This is a genomic window from Pseudomonas sp. efr-133-TYG-5 (assembly GCF_030209175.1).
Classification (GTDB): Bacteria; Pseudomonadota; Gammaproteobacteria; order Pseudomonadales; family Pseudomonadaceae; genus Aquipseudomonas.
On sequence record NZ_JARVSM010000001.1, the window covers coordinates 867,518 to 880,798 of the forward strand.

General features: G+C 62.6%; 14 protein-coding genes. 4 read left to right on the forward strand and 10 right to left on the reverse strand.

Features of this window, described 5'->3' with window-relative positions; translation table 11 throughout:
- Positions 1-21: 21 nt before the first annotated feature.
- The 7 genes from QRN70_RS03825 to QRN70_RS03855 form a co-directional block, all read right to left on the reverse strand.
- A complete protein-coding gene (locus tag QRN70_RS03825) occupies positions 22-1,632 on the reverse strand; it encodes a gamma-glutamyltransferase family protein (RefSeq protein ID WP_285415881.1) in 1,611 nt (536 codons plus the stop codon).
- A gap of 40 nt (positions 1,633-1,672) precedes the next feature.
- Complete coding sequence (locus QRN70_RS03830) at positions 1,673-2,452, reverse strand: amino acid ABC transporter ATP-binding protein (RefSeq protein WP_285415882.1); 780 nt, start codon at positions 2,450-2,452, stop codon at positions 1,673-1,675.
- A gap of 2 nt (positions 2,453-2,454) precedes the next feature.
- Complete coding sequence (locus tag QRN70_RS03835; RefSeq protein WP_285415883.1) at positions 2,455-3,231, reverse strand: amino acid ABC transporter permease; 777 nt, start codon at positions 3,229-3,231, stop codon at positions 2,455-2,457.
- Positions 3,232-3,242: 11 nt separating this feature from the next.
- Complete coding sequence (locus tag QRN70_RS03840) at positions 3,243-4,049, reverse strand: ABC transporter substrate-binding protein (protein ID WP_285415884.1); 807 nt, start codon at positions 4,047-4,049, stop codon at positions 3,243-3,245.
- Positions 4,050-4,128: 79 nt separating this feature from the next.
- The gene (locus QRN70_RS03845; RefSeq protein WP_285415885.1) at positions 4,129-4,797 is read right to left on the reverse strand and encodes a GntR family transcriptional regulator; all 669 of its coding nucleotides are present in this window, start codon (positions 4,795-4,797) and stop codon (positions 4,129-4,131) included.
- 257 nt (positions 4,798-5,054) lie between these two features.
- Positions 5,055-5,978 carry a bifunctional helix-turn-helix transcriptional regulator/GNAT family N-acetyltransferase gene (locus tag QRN70_RS03850; protein ID WP_285415886.1) on the reverse strand — a complete coding sequence of 308 codons (924 nt, stop codon included), beginning with the start codon at positions 5,976-5,978 and terminating at the stop codon, positions 5,055-5,057.
- Positions 5,979-6,049: 71 nt separating this feature from the next.
- A complete protein-coding gene (locus QRN70_RS03855; RefSeq protein ID WP_285415887.1) occupies positions 6,050-6,337 on the reverse strand; it encodes a hypothetical protein in 288 nt (95 codons plus the stop codon).
- A 329-nt stretch (positions 6,338-6,666) separates the two neighbouring features.
- Between QRN70_RS03855 and QRN70_RS03860 the strand changes: the two genes are divergently transcribed.
- Positions 6,667-6,942: a hypothetical protein gene (locus QRN70_RS03860; RefSeq protein WP_285415888.1), complete on the forward strand. Its 276-nt coding sequence runs from the start codon at positions 6,667-6,669 to the stop codon at positions 6,940-6,942.
- A gap of 103 nt (positions 6,943-7,045) precedes the next feature.
- On the opposite strand, the gene ycaC is transcribed toward QRN70_RS03860, so the two are convergent.
- Positions 7,046-7,678: an isochorismate family cysteine hydrolase YcaC gene (gene ycaC, locus QRN70_RS03865; protein WP_285415889.1), complete on the reverse strand. Its 633-nt coding sequence runs from the start codon at positions 7,676-7,678 to the stop codon at positions 7,046-7,048.
- A gap of 227 nt (positions 7,679-7,905) precedes the next feature.
- On the opposite strand from ycaC, the gene QRN70_RS03870 reads away from it, so the two are divergent.
- Positions 7,906-9,483, forward strand: a complete 1,578-nt coding sequence (locus QRN70_RS03870; RefSeq protein ID WP_285415890.1) for a sensor domain-containing diguanylate cyclase — start codon at positions 7,906-7,908, stop codon at positions 9,481-9,483.
- A gap of 50 nt (positions 9,484-9,533) precedes the next feature.
- Entirely contained in the window at positions 9,534-9,947 is a 414-nt protein-coding gene (locus QRN70_RS03875; RefSeq protein WP_285415891.1) for a hypothetical protein, read from the forward strand.
- Positions 9,948-9,982: 35 nt separating this feature from the next.
- Here QRN70_RS03875 and QRN70_RS03880 read toward each other — a convergent pair whose 3' ends face one another.
- Positions 9,983-10,909 carry a Gfo/Idh/MocA family protein gene (locus QRN70_RS03880; RefSeq protein WP_285415892.1) on the reverse strand — a complete coding sequence of 309 codons (927 nt, stop codon included), beginning with the start codon at positions 10,907-10,909 and terminating at the stop codon, positions 9,983-9,985.
- Between the two features lie 262 nt (positions 10,910-11,171).
- Between QRN70_RS03880 and QRN70_RS03885 the strand changes: the two genes are divergently transcribed.
- Positions 11,172-12,221, forward strand: coding sequence for an NAD(P)-dependent alcohol dehydrogenase (locus tag QRN70_RS03885; RefSeq protein ID WP_285415893.1), 1,050 nt, complete (start codon positions 11,172-11,174; stop codon positions 12,219-12,221).
- Between the two features lie 72 nt (positions 12,222-12,293).
- Here QRN70_RS03885 and QRN70_RS03890 read toward each other — a convergent pair whose 3' ends face one another.
- A complete protein-coding gene (locus tag QRN70_RS03890; protein ID WP_285415894.1) occupies positions 12,294-13,190 on the reverse strand; it encodes a LysR family transcriptional regulator in 897 nt (298 codons plus the stop codon).
- Between the last annotated feature and the right edge of the window lie 91 nt (positions 13,191-13,281).

Consider the following 13,281-nt stretch of genomic DNA (forward strand, 5'->3'; position numbering starts at 1 on the left):
CGTTCCACGCGCGCCCGGACTTTACCAGACCGCGATGTGCGAATCCGCCCGCGGCTCCGTGCCGCCACACAGCACACCGCTGACCGGGTCACGCAGGATGATCTGCCCCCTGCCGTAGTCCGTCAGGTCGCTGGCGATCTGCACAGCGTGCCCGCGCCGGGCCAGGGCATTGGCCAGATCCCGCGAGGCCCCGTGCTCGATACCGACCTGCATGCCGCCCAGCCACTGCCAGCGCGGCGCATCCAGCGCCGATTGCGGATTGAGGCCGAAATCCACCAGGTTCATGACCATCTGCACATGGCCCTGCGGCTGCATGTAGCCGCCCATCACGCCGAAGGGGCCGAGTGCCTGACCATTGCGGGTAAGGAACCCGGGGATGATCGTGTGGAAGGTCTTCTTGCCGGGTGCCAGGCAGTTGGCGTGCGCCGAGTCGAGGCTGAATTCCTGTCCGCGGTTCTGCAGGGCGATGCCGCTGTCAGGCAGCACCACCCCCGAACCGAAGCCGTGGTAGTTGCTCTGGATGAACGAAACCATATTGCCTTGCGCGTCGGCCGTTGCCAGGTACACGGTGCCACTGGCATGCGGATCGCCGGGCTGCGGTGGCTGCGCCTGCTCGCCGATCTGCCCACGGCGCCGGGCGCTGTAGTCATCGCTCAACAGGTCGGCGACCGCCACCCGCATGTGCAGCGGATCGGTGATGTAGTGCAGACCGTCGCTGTAGGCCAGCTTCATCGCCTCCAGCTGTCGATGCCAGGTCTGCTGGCTGTCACGCTGATCAAAGTCGAAACCTTCGAGAATCTTCAGCGCCATCAACGCCACCAGGCCCTGCCCGCTCGGCGGGATTTCCCAGACGTCCACGCCACGGTAGTTGACGTGAATCGGCTCGACCCATTGCGCGCGGTAATCCTGCAGATCGCTGGCGCGCAGATAGCCGCCGGTCGCCCGCGAATGCGCATCCAGACGCTGCGCCAAAGCGCCGCGATACAAGCTCTCACAACGGCTCGCCGCCAACGCCTCCAGCGTGCGCGCCTGCGCCGGATTACGGAACAGCTCGCCGGCCCTGGGCGCTCGGCCGTCAATCAGGAAGGTGTCGAACCAGGCATCGAGCACCGCATCGCGATGGGGACTGAACTCCTCCAGTGCCTTCTGCCACTGCTGGGCAACCACGGGCGACAGTGGAAAACCGTCGCGCGCCAGGCTGATGGCCGGTTGCAGCAAATCAGCGAACGGCAGCACGCCGAAACGCCGCGAAAGCTCGGCCCAGGCCGATGGACAACCGGGCACCGTTACCGGTGTCCAGCCGTACAACGGCATGTGCGCATGGCCGGCGGCCTTGACCGCTTCGATACTCAGCGCTGCCGGCGCGTGGCCGTTGGCACTGAGCCCGTGCAACTGATCCTTGACCCACACCAGGGCGAACGCGTCGCCGCCCAGGCCGCAGCCCGTGGGCTCGACCACGGTCAATGCCGCGGCCGTGGCGATCGCGGCGTCAATCGCATTGCCGCCCTTGTGCATCATCTCGATGCCGGCCTGCGCGGCCAGGGGCTGGGACGCCGCCACCATGCCGCGACGGGCGAACACGCTTTGGCGCTGTGACGGATAGGGATACTCGTGAGCAGAGAATTTCAACATGGCAAGGGCTCTTGAAAACGCGCATTCATGAAGTCCGCTTTCACAGCACGCGGCTGAGAAAGGCCTGGGTACGAGGATGGCTGGGGTGACTGAAAATCTGTTCCGGCGGGCCCTGTTCGATCAGCTCCCCCTGATCGAGCACCACCACGCGGTCGGCGACTTCGCGGGCAAAACCCATCTCGTGAGTGACCACCACCATGGTCATGCCGTCCTCGGCCAGCTCCTGCATCACCTGCAGGACCTCGCCGACGGTTTCCGGGTCGAGTGCCGACGTGGGTTCGTCGAACAGCATCGCCTGAGGCTTCATGGCCAGCGCCCGGGCAATCGCCACACGCTGCTGCTGGCCACCGGAAAGCATCGACGGATAGTGGTTGGCCTTGTCCGCCAGCCCGACACGTTTGAGCAGCGCCTGCGCCTGCTCCATGGCGGCCTTGCGTGGCACACCGAGGACCTGAATCGGCGCTTCGATGATGTTTTCCAGCGCCGTCATGTGCGGGAACAGATTGAAGCGCTGGAACACCATGCCGATGTCCCGGCGCTGCCGGGCAATGTTGCGTTCCGAATCGCGCACCAGACTGCCGTCGGCCCTGGCGCGGTAGCCCATGGGCTGGCCATTGACGCGGATCTGCCCGGCCTGAATGTCTTCCAGCAGATTGATACAGCGGATGAACGTGGTCTTGCCGGAACCCGAGGCACCGATCAGCACCACCACCTCGCCTCGGCGCACCTGCAGGGAGATCCCCTTGAGAATCTGCAGGTCGCCGAAGGACTTGTGAATGTTCAGCGCCTCGATGATCAGCTCGTCACTTTGCTGCGCCATGATTAACGTCCCCTCAACAGTTTCAGCGTGTGCCGTCCGAACATCCGGCTGGAGGCCGGTGGCGGCGACGAGGGTCGATCCGACTGGCCGAAGCGCTGCTCGAGCCAGCGCTGGAAGAAGCCCCACAGTGTCGTGAGCAAGAGAAAATAGATCGCCACCACCAGGTACAACTCGAAGACCCGGAAGGTTGCCGACGTGACCATCTGCGTGCTGAGCAGCAACTCCTGCACACCGATCACACTGACCAGCGTCGTATTCTTCAGCATCACATTGAACTCGTTGCCCAGCGGCGGCACGATGACCCGAAACGCTTGCGGCAGGACGATCCGCCGCATCAGCTTGGCGAAGGTCATGCCCAGGGAGCGCCCGGCCTCGTACTGGCCCTTGTCCACGGCACCGATACCGGCGCGAATGATTTCGGCCATGTACGCGCCTTCGTTGAGGCCCAGGGCAATGATCGCGGCCTGGATGTTGCCGGGGATCACCAGGCCGAACAGCTCGATGTCTTCGAAGCGGAAAATCCCGCCCGCGGCCAGCGCCGTGTAGAGAAAGACGATCTGCACCAGCAACGGCGTGCCGCGCATCAGCCACACGTAAAAACGCACCGGCAGATGCAGCAGCGGGTTCTTCGACAAGCGCAGCAGCGCGGCGGCCAGCCCCAGCACGCAGCCCAGCACCATCGCCAGTACACTGATCAGGCACGTCAGCCAGAGCCCGGTGAGGTACACGCCGCTGGGTTGCAACAGGTACTGCCAGAACACATCCCAATTGAAGTTCATCAACGTCTACCTCAATCGAGTGTGTCGCTGGAAACGTGCCATTGACTCAAAAGCTGTTTGTAGCTGCCGTCGCTGCGCATGTCGGTGATGATCTGCTGCACCGCGGCGCTCAGTTGTGGATCGTCCTTGCGGATGCCCAGGCCGGTGAGGATGCGGCTGAAGGCCGGCACCCCTTCCTCGAACAGGTCCGGGGCCATCGCGGCGTAGTAACCGGCGGTTTCCACCGTGGTGCCGTAGGCGTCGACCTGACTGATGCGCAAGGCCTGGAACGCGTCGGTGTCGGTGTTGTAGACCACCAGTTTCATCGGCGGCTTGCCGGCCTTGGCCAGGCTTTCATTCTCGCTATCGAGCAGGGTCTTGATGGTCGAACCGTTGAGCACCGCGATCTTGTGCCCGCTGAGGTCCGCCAGGGTCTTGAGCGCCTTCGGATTGCCCTTGGGCACCACCACCGCCTGACTGGAATACATGTAGTTGACGATGTCGATCACCTCGCGGCGCTCGGGCTTGTCGAACAACTGGTCGACGATCATGTCGCACTGTTTGGCCAGCAACGCCGGAAGCAATCCGGAAAACGGAATCACCCGCCACTCAACCTTCTTGTCGCCCAGACGCCGGGCGATTTCCACGCCGAGGTCAACAGTCAGGCCCTTGGGCTTCTGCGCTTCATCGAAGGACACCAGCGGCGGCGAATCCATGCCCGAGCAATAGGTGAGTTTGTCGACCTTGAGCAAACGCTCCGGCACCACGGGAGCGGCAACCGCCCACTGCGTACAGAGGCCGAGGGAAATTGCAGCGAGTAACAGGCGAGACGTATGCATGACCAGACACTCCAGTTCGGTTAGTAACGGGGCAGTACTCAAAGTCAAAACATCGGCGGGCTCGCGGCCCGCTCTGGGATTATTTTTCCGATTGCAGAAACCGGATCAGTTCGGGGACCGTGCCCTCGATGTGCTCGCGCACCACGGCTTCGGCCCTGGCGGCATCGCCGGCGCGAATCGCCTCGAGGATCACCACGTGTTCTTCGCGCGCGCTCAACGGTTTTTCCACGTGTTGCAGCCAGAGCCGCATCGGCGCTTCGATCAGCGCGTAGAGCGCGCTGATCTGCTTCACCAGACGCGGGCGGCCGCTGAGGCTGCACAGGTATTCATGGAATTTGCGATGTCGGCTGACCCACGCGGCGCTCTCGTCGCGGTAGTCATCCATTTCATCGAGCAGGCGCTCCAGCGCCGTCAACTGGCGTTCGCTGATCTTCGCCACGGCAATGCGAATGGCCAGGCCCTCGAGGGCGCTGCGCATCTCGAACACCTCGTGCATTTGTTCGACATCCAGCCCGCTGACAATCGCGCCGCGGTTCGGTCGCAACGTCACCAGGCCCTGCGCGTCGAGCCGGCGAAAGGCTTCGCGCACGGGCATCCGGCTCATGCCGATTTCACTGGCAATGTCCTCGGCGATCAGCCGGTCGCCCTTGCGGTAACGACCGCCGCAGATGCCTTCGAGAAGAAAGTTGTAAGCCTCCTCTTCGGCGGTCAGCGGTTGGCGTGGGTCATAGGCGGGAGCGAATTGCATGGCGGTACCTTTTGTATTTTTGTATCCAATTATCCACGGATACAAAAAAGCACAATGCGTGCCAAAGGTTGTCGCCAGGGGGCAAGCACTTGATTCGCCTGATTTAACGCGCAATAGCGGGCGGCCTTCCTGCCGAGGGCGTGCTACCTATTGGCTCATTGCGAGCCCGAAAAGGTGCAGAACGGTAGCCGGGTAACACTCGCATTGGATGGCGTCTGCGTGGCCGCGCACATTGACCGGCGCGGCTCACGGTTAGATCACAACGCCCGCGCCCAGGTCTGGCTCACCAGGTCCTTGCCGAAGCTGTGCACCGGGGTTTCTTCCACCAGCTCGAAGCCGGCCTTCTGATAGATCTTGCGCGCGGCGCTGAGGTTGCTGGTCGTCCATAGCGTCATTCTGCTGTAGCCGACCTGGCGCGCGAACCGCAGGCATTCCTCGACCAGGCGACTGCCGATGCCCAGTCCCCGGGCGCTGGCGTCGACGTAGAGCATGCGTAGCTTGGCGGTGGTTTCGTCGAGCCTGACGATGAACACCGAGCCGATCACCTTGCCGTCCTTTTCGGCGATCCAGCAGCGTTCGGCGCTCGGGTCGAACTCGCGCAGGTACTGAGCGATGACCTCGGCCACCAACGCTTCGAATTCTCCGTTCCAGCCGTACTCGCGCGCGTAGAGCGACGCCTGCTGTTGCATGACGGTGCCCATGTCGCCGGGTTGCGGATCGCGCAGGATGTACGTGGTGTCGCGCGCGCCACCCAACAACGTCTGAATCGTCGTCATGGCATCGATCAGTTGCCGCTGCTGTGGCTCGCAAAGGCGTTCGAGCATGGCCACGACCTGTTCGCGGGAGGCCTGCTCCAGCGGGGCGAGGATCGCGCGGCCGAGATCGCTGAGGTGCAAGCGGACAGCGCGGGCATCGCTGGTGCAGCGGACTTTCTGGATCAGCCCTTTGTTCTCGAACCGGCTGATGATCCGGCTCATGTAACCGGCGTCCAGACTGAGCAGCTGGCGCAGATCGGCGCTGGTCAGGTCACCGCGCGAAGCCAGTTCATAGAGAATGCGCAGTTCGGTCAGCGAATAGTCGCTGTGCAGCAGGTGCTCCTGCAGCACGCCGATCTGGTGGGTGTAGAAACGATTGAAGCCGCGAACGATGTCGGCTTGCGCGAAGAGAGGATGACTGGACATGACACGCGCTCGATAGTTGCTCAAGGCAACTATATAATTGCCTAAGGCAATCATGTCAATTTTTTACTCCACTACTTGCACTTGGCCAATACCACCTGACAGGTGGCTGGCGTGCCGCCGGAACGCCCGGCGTAGCGGATGCAATTGGTCATCGACTTCTGCCGCGCCATGTTCAGGCTGGAGCCCCACGCCAGACCACCCTCGCCCACCGTCGGCAGCGCCTTGGCGTAACAGGCGTCGCCGATGTCGGACGCCGAAGCGTGTTTCCTGGCGGAACAGCCTGCGCTCAGTACCAGGCTGAATACCGTCAGGGTGGCCAGGCCCCACAGTGAGCATCGGCGCATGTTGGTTGCGATCATTGCGATTCACCTGGCGCTGGAGGGGGCGTTGTTCAGTCTAGACCCTGCGCCGGGCAACCCGCTCACGGTTGACGACCGAGATGATCGGGCGGCTGGTGTCGCCGAGCGTGACACCGCCGGCCCGCGTCCTGCCGACACTGCGGCCGTATCGCCTGGAGCGTTTCTGAAACAATGCCTTGAGCGCGGCGCGATCTGCTTTATAAGGTGCTGCGGTAAATGACCGTTAAACAGGATGAACCGGTGATGGCAGGACAACCGATGCTTATCGTCTTCAATGGCAATGCACAGCATTCAGTCGGCAGCAGTGGCCATTCGACCAAGGAGTGCACATGAAACGCTATTTGACCTTGTTGCTACTGGGCGCCACGGGCCTCGCCCAGGCTGCGCCCACTTGCTCGGCTGCCTGGTACGAATCGATCGAGCAGCAACTGACCACGGCCGATACTCAAGGGCATGGGCCGGATCTGGGCTCTGACGAATGGAAATCGGTGATCGAGTTCAAGTTGGGCGTTCGCGACAAGGCCGAGGTCCCGCAACGCAACTCCGAGCAGTGGTGCCAGTACATCAAGCAAAAAGTGGACGCGATCAACTCCAAGAGGCGCTGATTGCGCTTGCGACTGACCCGCATGCCGGCGCCATGCATTTTCCCGCCTTCAAAACGACAAAAGCCTGCTGTGCACCAGCAGGCTTTTGTCGATCAGCATCGTGTCACTTGTGCTGGGCTGTCAGCGCCGAGTAACTGTTCATCAGGTTGCGATAGTTGGGAATGCGCTGCGACAGCAGGTTACCCAGGCCTTCGATGTCGTTGCGCCAGTCGCGGTGCAGCTCACAGGCCACCGAGAACCAGTTCATCATCTGTGCGCCGGCCTGGGTCATGCGGTTCCAGGCCGCCTGTTGCACGGTGGTGTTGAAGGTGCCGGAGGCATCGGTGACCACGAACACATCGAAGCCTTCAGCCAGCGCCGACAATGTCGGGAACGCGACGCAGACATCCGTCACTACGCCAGCGATGATGATCTGCTTGCGCCCGGTGGCCTTGATCGCCTTGACGAAGTCTTCGTTGTCCCAGGCGTTGATCTGGCCTGGGCGGGCGATGTAAGGCGCGTCCGGGAACATCTCCTTGAGCTCTGGCACCAGCGGGCCGTTCGGGCCTTGCTCGAAACTGGTGGTGAGGATGGTCGGCAGGTTGAAGAATTTGGCCAGGTCAGCCAGGGCCAGCACGTTGTTCTTGAACTCGTTCGGCGAGAAGTCCTGAACCAGCGAAATCAGGCCGGTCTGGTGGTCGACCAGGAGGACTACGGCGTCGTCTTTGTTCAGGCGGTTGTAGGTTGCAGTGCTCATGTTTGAATCCCTTTTCTTGGTTGTGGTGGTTGGCTTGCGTTGAACATGGGCACAGATTACTGACGCCGCGCAGCTCGATAAATCGCCTGAAAAGCGTTTAACCGTCAACCCAGACAGGACAATCAACACCTCCACGGAGTTGAAGGCCAATCCGTCCCGACCTCCCCGGCGATCCTTGTCATAATGTTGCGCAGCAGTGCGCCTGCAACACACCCAAGGAGATGTAGATGCTCGGACGCCAGTCGCCAGCGCCGAACCCGGACACGCTCACCCCGCCCGCTTCCATCAAATCTGTGCGCGCCGGGTCGACGTTGCGCCTGACAGTCAGTTTCATGCTGGTGGTGGTCGTGGCCTTTCTGGCGGTCGAGAGCTGGCGCACGTGGCGTGACTACCGCGCGGCATTCGCCTCTGCGCGTGACTCGGTGACCAACCTGACTCGCGCCACCGCGCAGCATGCCGAAGACACCATTCGCCAGATGGACGTGCTGACCGCCGCGCTGGCTGAGCGAGTCGAAGGTGATGGCTTGCAGAACATCGACGTGCCGCGCATCCACAGCCTGCTGGTGCAGCAATCGAAGATCATGCCGCAACTGCACGGCTTGTTTATCTACGGCGCCGACGGCCAGTGGATCGTCACCGACAAGGAGGTGACGCCGGAGACGGCCAACAACGCCGACCGCGATTATTTCCAGTATCACCGCACCCACGAGGATCGCCATGTGCGCATCGGTGATGTGGTGCAAAGCCGCTCCACCCACGACTTGATCATTCCTGTCTCGCGGCGCCTGAACAACCCCGACGGCTCGTTCGCCGGCGTGCTGCTGGGTACGGTCAAGGTCAGCTATTTCGTCGATTACTACGGCGATTTCCGCATCGATGACAAAGGCGCGCTGGTGCTCGCCCGGCGTGACGGCACGATCCTTGTGCGGCGACCGTTCATTGCTTCAGTGATTGGCAAAAGCCTGGCCGGCAGCGAGATTTTCAAGACTTACCTGCCCACGTCCAACGAAGGCATCGCGCAAGTCAAAGCGGTGGTCGACGACACCGAGCGGCTGTACGGCTATCGCGCGTTGACCACCTATCCACTGGTGGTCGAGGCCGGCCTATCCCGCGAGTCGATCATCGCGCCGTGGCAACAGGACCTGTTGAAAAACGGCCTGGTGCTGGTGTTCCTGATCCTCGTGCTGAGCGGTTTCGGCCTCGTTGTCCTGCAGCAGTTGCGCCAGCGTATCGCCATGGAACGCGAGATCCGCGAGGCGCATCAGACCCTGCGCGACATGGCGCTGACCGACAGCCTCACCGGCCTGGGCAATCGCCGGCGCCTGGACAACGCCCTGGAAGATCAGCTGCGTCTGGCCCGGCGCCAGGGCTGCGCGCTGTCGCTGATCATGCTCGATGTCGATTACTTCAAACGCTACAACGATCAGTACGGGCATGCCGCCGGTGACGATTGCCTGAGCGTGGTCGGGCAGACGCTGCAACAAGCGGTGAAACGCCCTGGCGATTTGGCCGTGCGCTACGGGGGCGAAGAATTTACCGTGCTGCTGCCCAATACCGACCGCGCGGGAGCGATTCAGGTTGGCGAAGCGATCCTGCAGGCCATCCGCGCGCTGAAACTGCAACATGCCGGGCATCCGCTGGGGTATGTCACCGCCAGCGCGGGGATTGCGACTCGACATCCGGTCGATGAGCAGGTGAGCGCTGCGACGCTGTTGAAGTCGGCGGATGCCTGCCTCTATCAGGCCAAACAGCAAGGCCGCAACCGCTGGTGCGCGGAGGATACATCCGCGCCGTCAGACCCGTGAGCACCGGCATGACGCCCAAGTGGTCGTCCGAACCTATTGAAGGAAGCGCAATGCTCAAATCACGTTACGCCAAGGGTCAGGGCACAGCCCCGGTGCATCTGGCGGCAATCGATGCCGGGGCTGATGGCGCGGGCTCGCTGCTGTTCAGCGAGCCACTCGCCGTGCACCGTCGCGTGCCGTTCGCAACGCAGGCCGAGCTGCTGCGGTTGCTCGCCAGGCTGCTGCGTGAACGCGTGCCGTTGGCCGTGGGCGGCATGTGTCCGGGGCCCGCTGACGCAGTGGCGCTGCTGATTGCTGGCAACCAACTGGCTGGCCCGTTCATCGAGTTGTCCTGGTCGGGACCGCAGCAATGGACCGTGCGTGAAATCCCGGACACCGCCACCACCGAATGGGCGGCGGTAGCTGACGCCGCCACAATCGCCGCCATGGCATTCGACCCGGGTTCGCTGCAACGCTCAGCCTGACTCGACCAGGCGTTGGCGCGTCCGGCGCTTGAGCGCTAGTCGTGGAAGTCGGCTACCACTGTTCGGCTGCCGACAAAAAAGCTGTCGGCCACCAGGCGCAAGGGTTGCAGGTCCAGATCGCGGGCGTTGGCGCAGATCAGTTGTTGAAAATGCCGGTACACCGCCGCGTACTCGCCCTCCTCCGATACGGGCTGGCGCACGCCGTCGATGCTCAACAGCGCCCCACCGTTGTCCAGGCGCAGCGTGCCTTCGGCGCAACGGATCTCGATGCTCCACAGTTCGTCGTGGCCGTGATCGAAATCGAATTCGGCGCGGACCTCGAGCTGACGCGCATCCGCCATGTTGATCGAAGCGGCAATCGGCGATTGGCAATTGCCTGGCACGCGCAGTTCAGCCGACTCGACAAACAGCGGCAACGGCAACAGGTGAGTGGCAATCGACAACGCGTTGATGCCCGGATCGAAGACCCCGAGGCCGCCGGGTTGCCAGATCCACGCCTGGCCCGGGTGCCACTTGCGCACATCTTCCTTCCAGTCGATCTGCACGCGTTGCAGGGTGCGCGTGGCGAGCCAGTCACGGGCGGCCTCGATACCGGGTGCGTAGCGCGAATGCCAGGCGAACAGCGCACTGACGCCCTGTTGCTCGGCCTGACTCGCCAACGCCATCGCTTCACCGAGGGTGGCGCAGGGCGGTTTTTCCACCAGCACGTGTTTGCCGGCAGCCAGCGCCTCCTGCACCAGGGCGAAGCGTCCTTGCGGCGGCGTGCAAAAGGCAAGCGCATCGACCTGCAGGCCGCTGGCAAGCAACGCGCTCAGCGACTTGAAGTTCTCCACCCCGGCGCAGGGCTGCCCTTGCGTGGCGACAGCCACCAGTTCGAACGCTGGATTGGCGTGGATAGCGGGAACGTGTTGATCCTGGGCAATCTTGCCGTAGCCCACCAGACCGAGGCGTATGGGTCGCATCAGTAACTCCTGATTATTGTTTTAGCGTGCACGTGAACCGGCAAGACTACGTTTCTATCGCGGACAAGTCATTGGCCATGTGCATTCTGCGCAATCCTTGATCGGCGCGATGCTGTGCTCGGTCGTGCGCCACCTGTTGTCGAGGTACATCGCGAGTAAAAAATCCGAGCAGAATCAGGCAAGCATCGCAGAGAAATGAACTACAGGCGCGTGCAGGCCACGCTGCAAGATGGTTTTTTGCTCAACTACAGAGGACGCTCCCATGCTTGTACACGCCTATGGTGCCCACGCGGGCGACAAACCCCTCGAACCCCTGCAGATCAATCGCCGCGCCCCGGCCGCCCATGACGTGCAGATCGATATCGCCTTCTGCGGTATCTGCCACTCGGATTTGCACCAGGTCCGCGCCGAATGGGCCGGCACGCAATTCCCCTGCGTACCGGGTCACGAAATCGTCGGACGCGTATCCGCGGTCGGCGCCCATGTGGCGGATTTCCAGGTCGGCGACCTGGTCGGTGTCGGTTGCATCGTCGACAGCTGCAAACATTGCGATGACTGCGAAACCGGTCTGGAAAACTACTGCGACGGCATGATCGGCACCTACAACTTCCCGACCCCGGATGCGCCAGGCTGGACCCTGGGTGGCTACTCGCAGAACATCGTCGTGCACGAGCGCTACGTGCTGCGCATTCGCCACCCGGAGCACCAACTGGCCGCCGTCGCGCCGTTGCTGTGCGCCGGCATCACCACCTACTCGCCGCTGCGCCACTGGAACGTCGGGCCGGGCACGAAGGTCGGCGTGGTCGGCATCGGTGGCCTGGGCCACATGGGCATCAAACTGGCCCATGCGATGGGCGCCCACGTCGTGGCATTCACCACCTCGCCGGCCAAGCGTGAGGCGGCGAAAGAACTGGGCGCCGACGAGGTCGTGGTGTCGCGCAACGCCGAAGAGATGGCGGCGCACGCCAAGAGCTTCGACCTCATCCTCAACACCGTTGCCGCACCGCACGATCTCGACGCGTTCCTGGTGCTGCTCAAACGCGATGGCGCCCTGACCCTGGTCGGCGCACCGGCCTCGCCGCACCCCTCGCCCAATGTGTTCAACCTGATCATGAAGCGTCGCACGATTGCCGGCTCGATGATCGGTGGCATCCCACAAACCCAGGAAATGCTGGATTTCTGCGCCGAGCACGGCATCGTCTCCGACATCGAACTGATCCGCGCCGAGCAGATCAACGACGCCTACGAGCGGATGCTCAAGGGTGACGTGAAATATCGCTTTGTGATCGACAACGCCACCCTGGCGGACTGAGTCGCTGTCGCCCTGAGTCGTGATTGCGCCAGTGCGGTCGCGACTCGGGCCGGCAACCTATCCCTTCAAGGCCTACAGCAACAGCCTGGAAAAATCGCAGCATTGCAGCGCCAGTTGCGCCACGTTGCGGTTCAGGCCGAACTGCCGATCGCTGCGATACAGCGCCGCGTAGCGCACCCGTGGCAACCCCGGCGAAGTGACCAGCGCGCGCAACGCGCCGCGTTCGATCAGATGCGATAGGCATGCCTTGGGCAGATAACTGACGCCGATCCCGGACAGGGTCAACCCGACTTGCACCAGCAGGTTGTGACTGGTGAGCGTCTTGGGCAACTGCACGTTATGCGCGGCCAGCCAGCGCTCATAGATCAGCCCGGTGCCGGACTGGGCGCCCTGAGTCAGCACCGTGCAATTTGCCAGCACCTCGAGGCTGACCGGATCGGCCTCGGCGATCAGCCCGGGCGCGCACATCCAGGCATTTTCGACGCTCTGCAATGGCGTCGTGACGAATCGTGCATCGCTGTGCACGTCAGGCACGATGACCAGGTCCAGTTGATCGCTTTCCAGTTTGCGAAACAGTTCGCTGCTCAACTCCACCGACGGTTCGATCTGCACTTTCGGATACGCCTGGCGCAGCGCCTCCACCAGCGCCGGCAGCCAGGTCAATGCCGTCAGTTCGGTGACGCCCAGGCGAAACCGCCGCACCAGGACTTCGCGGGCACTGACGCGCTCCAGCAGGTAATCGCGCCGCTCGAGCAGGTCCTTGGCGTAATCGAGCAGTTCGGCGCCCTTCTCGGTCAGGCGCGCATTGCGTTTGCTGCGGTCGAAAATCTCCACATCGAAGGTTTCTTCCAGTTCCTGGATGCGCTTGGAAATGGCCGACTGCGACATGTTGAGTTTGTTCGCCGCCGCTTCGAAGCTGCCCAGCTCGGCGATCCAGTACAGCGCGTCGATCTGCTTGAAGGTGATCATCTCGGCACCACATGAAAAAAAGAGATGCTAACGCATAATAAAATATCGCTAAAACTGTTTATTGATCGCTCCTAAGATCGAGCCACAGCCC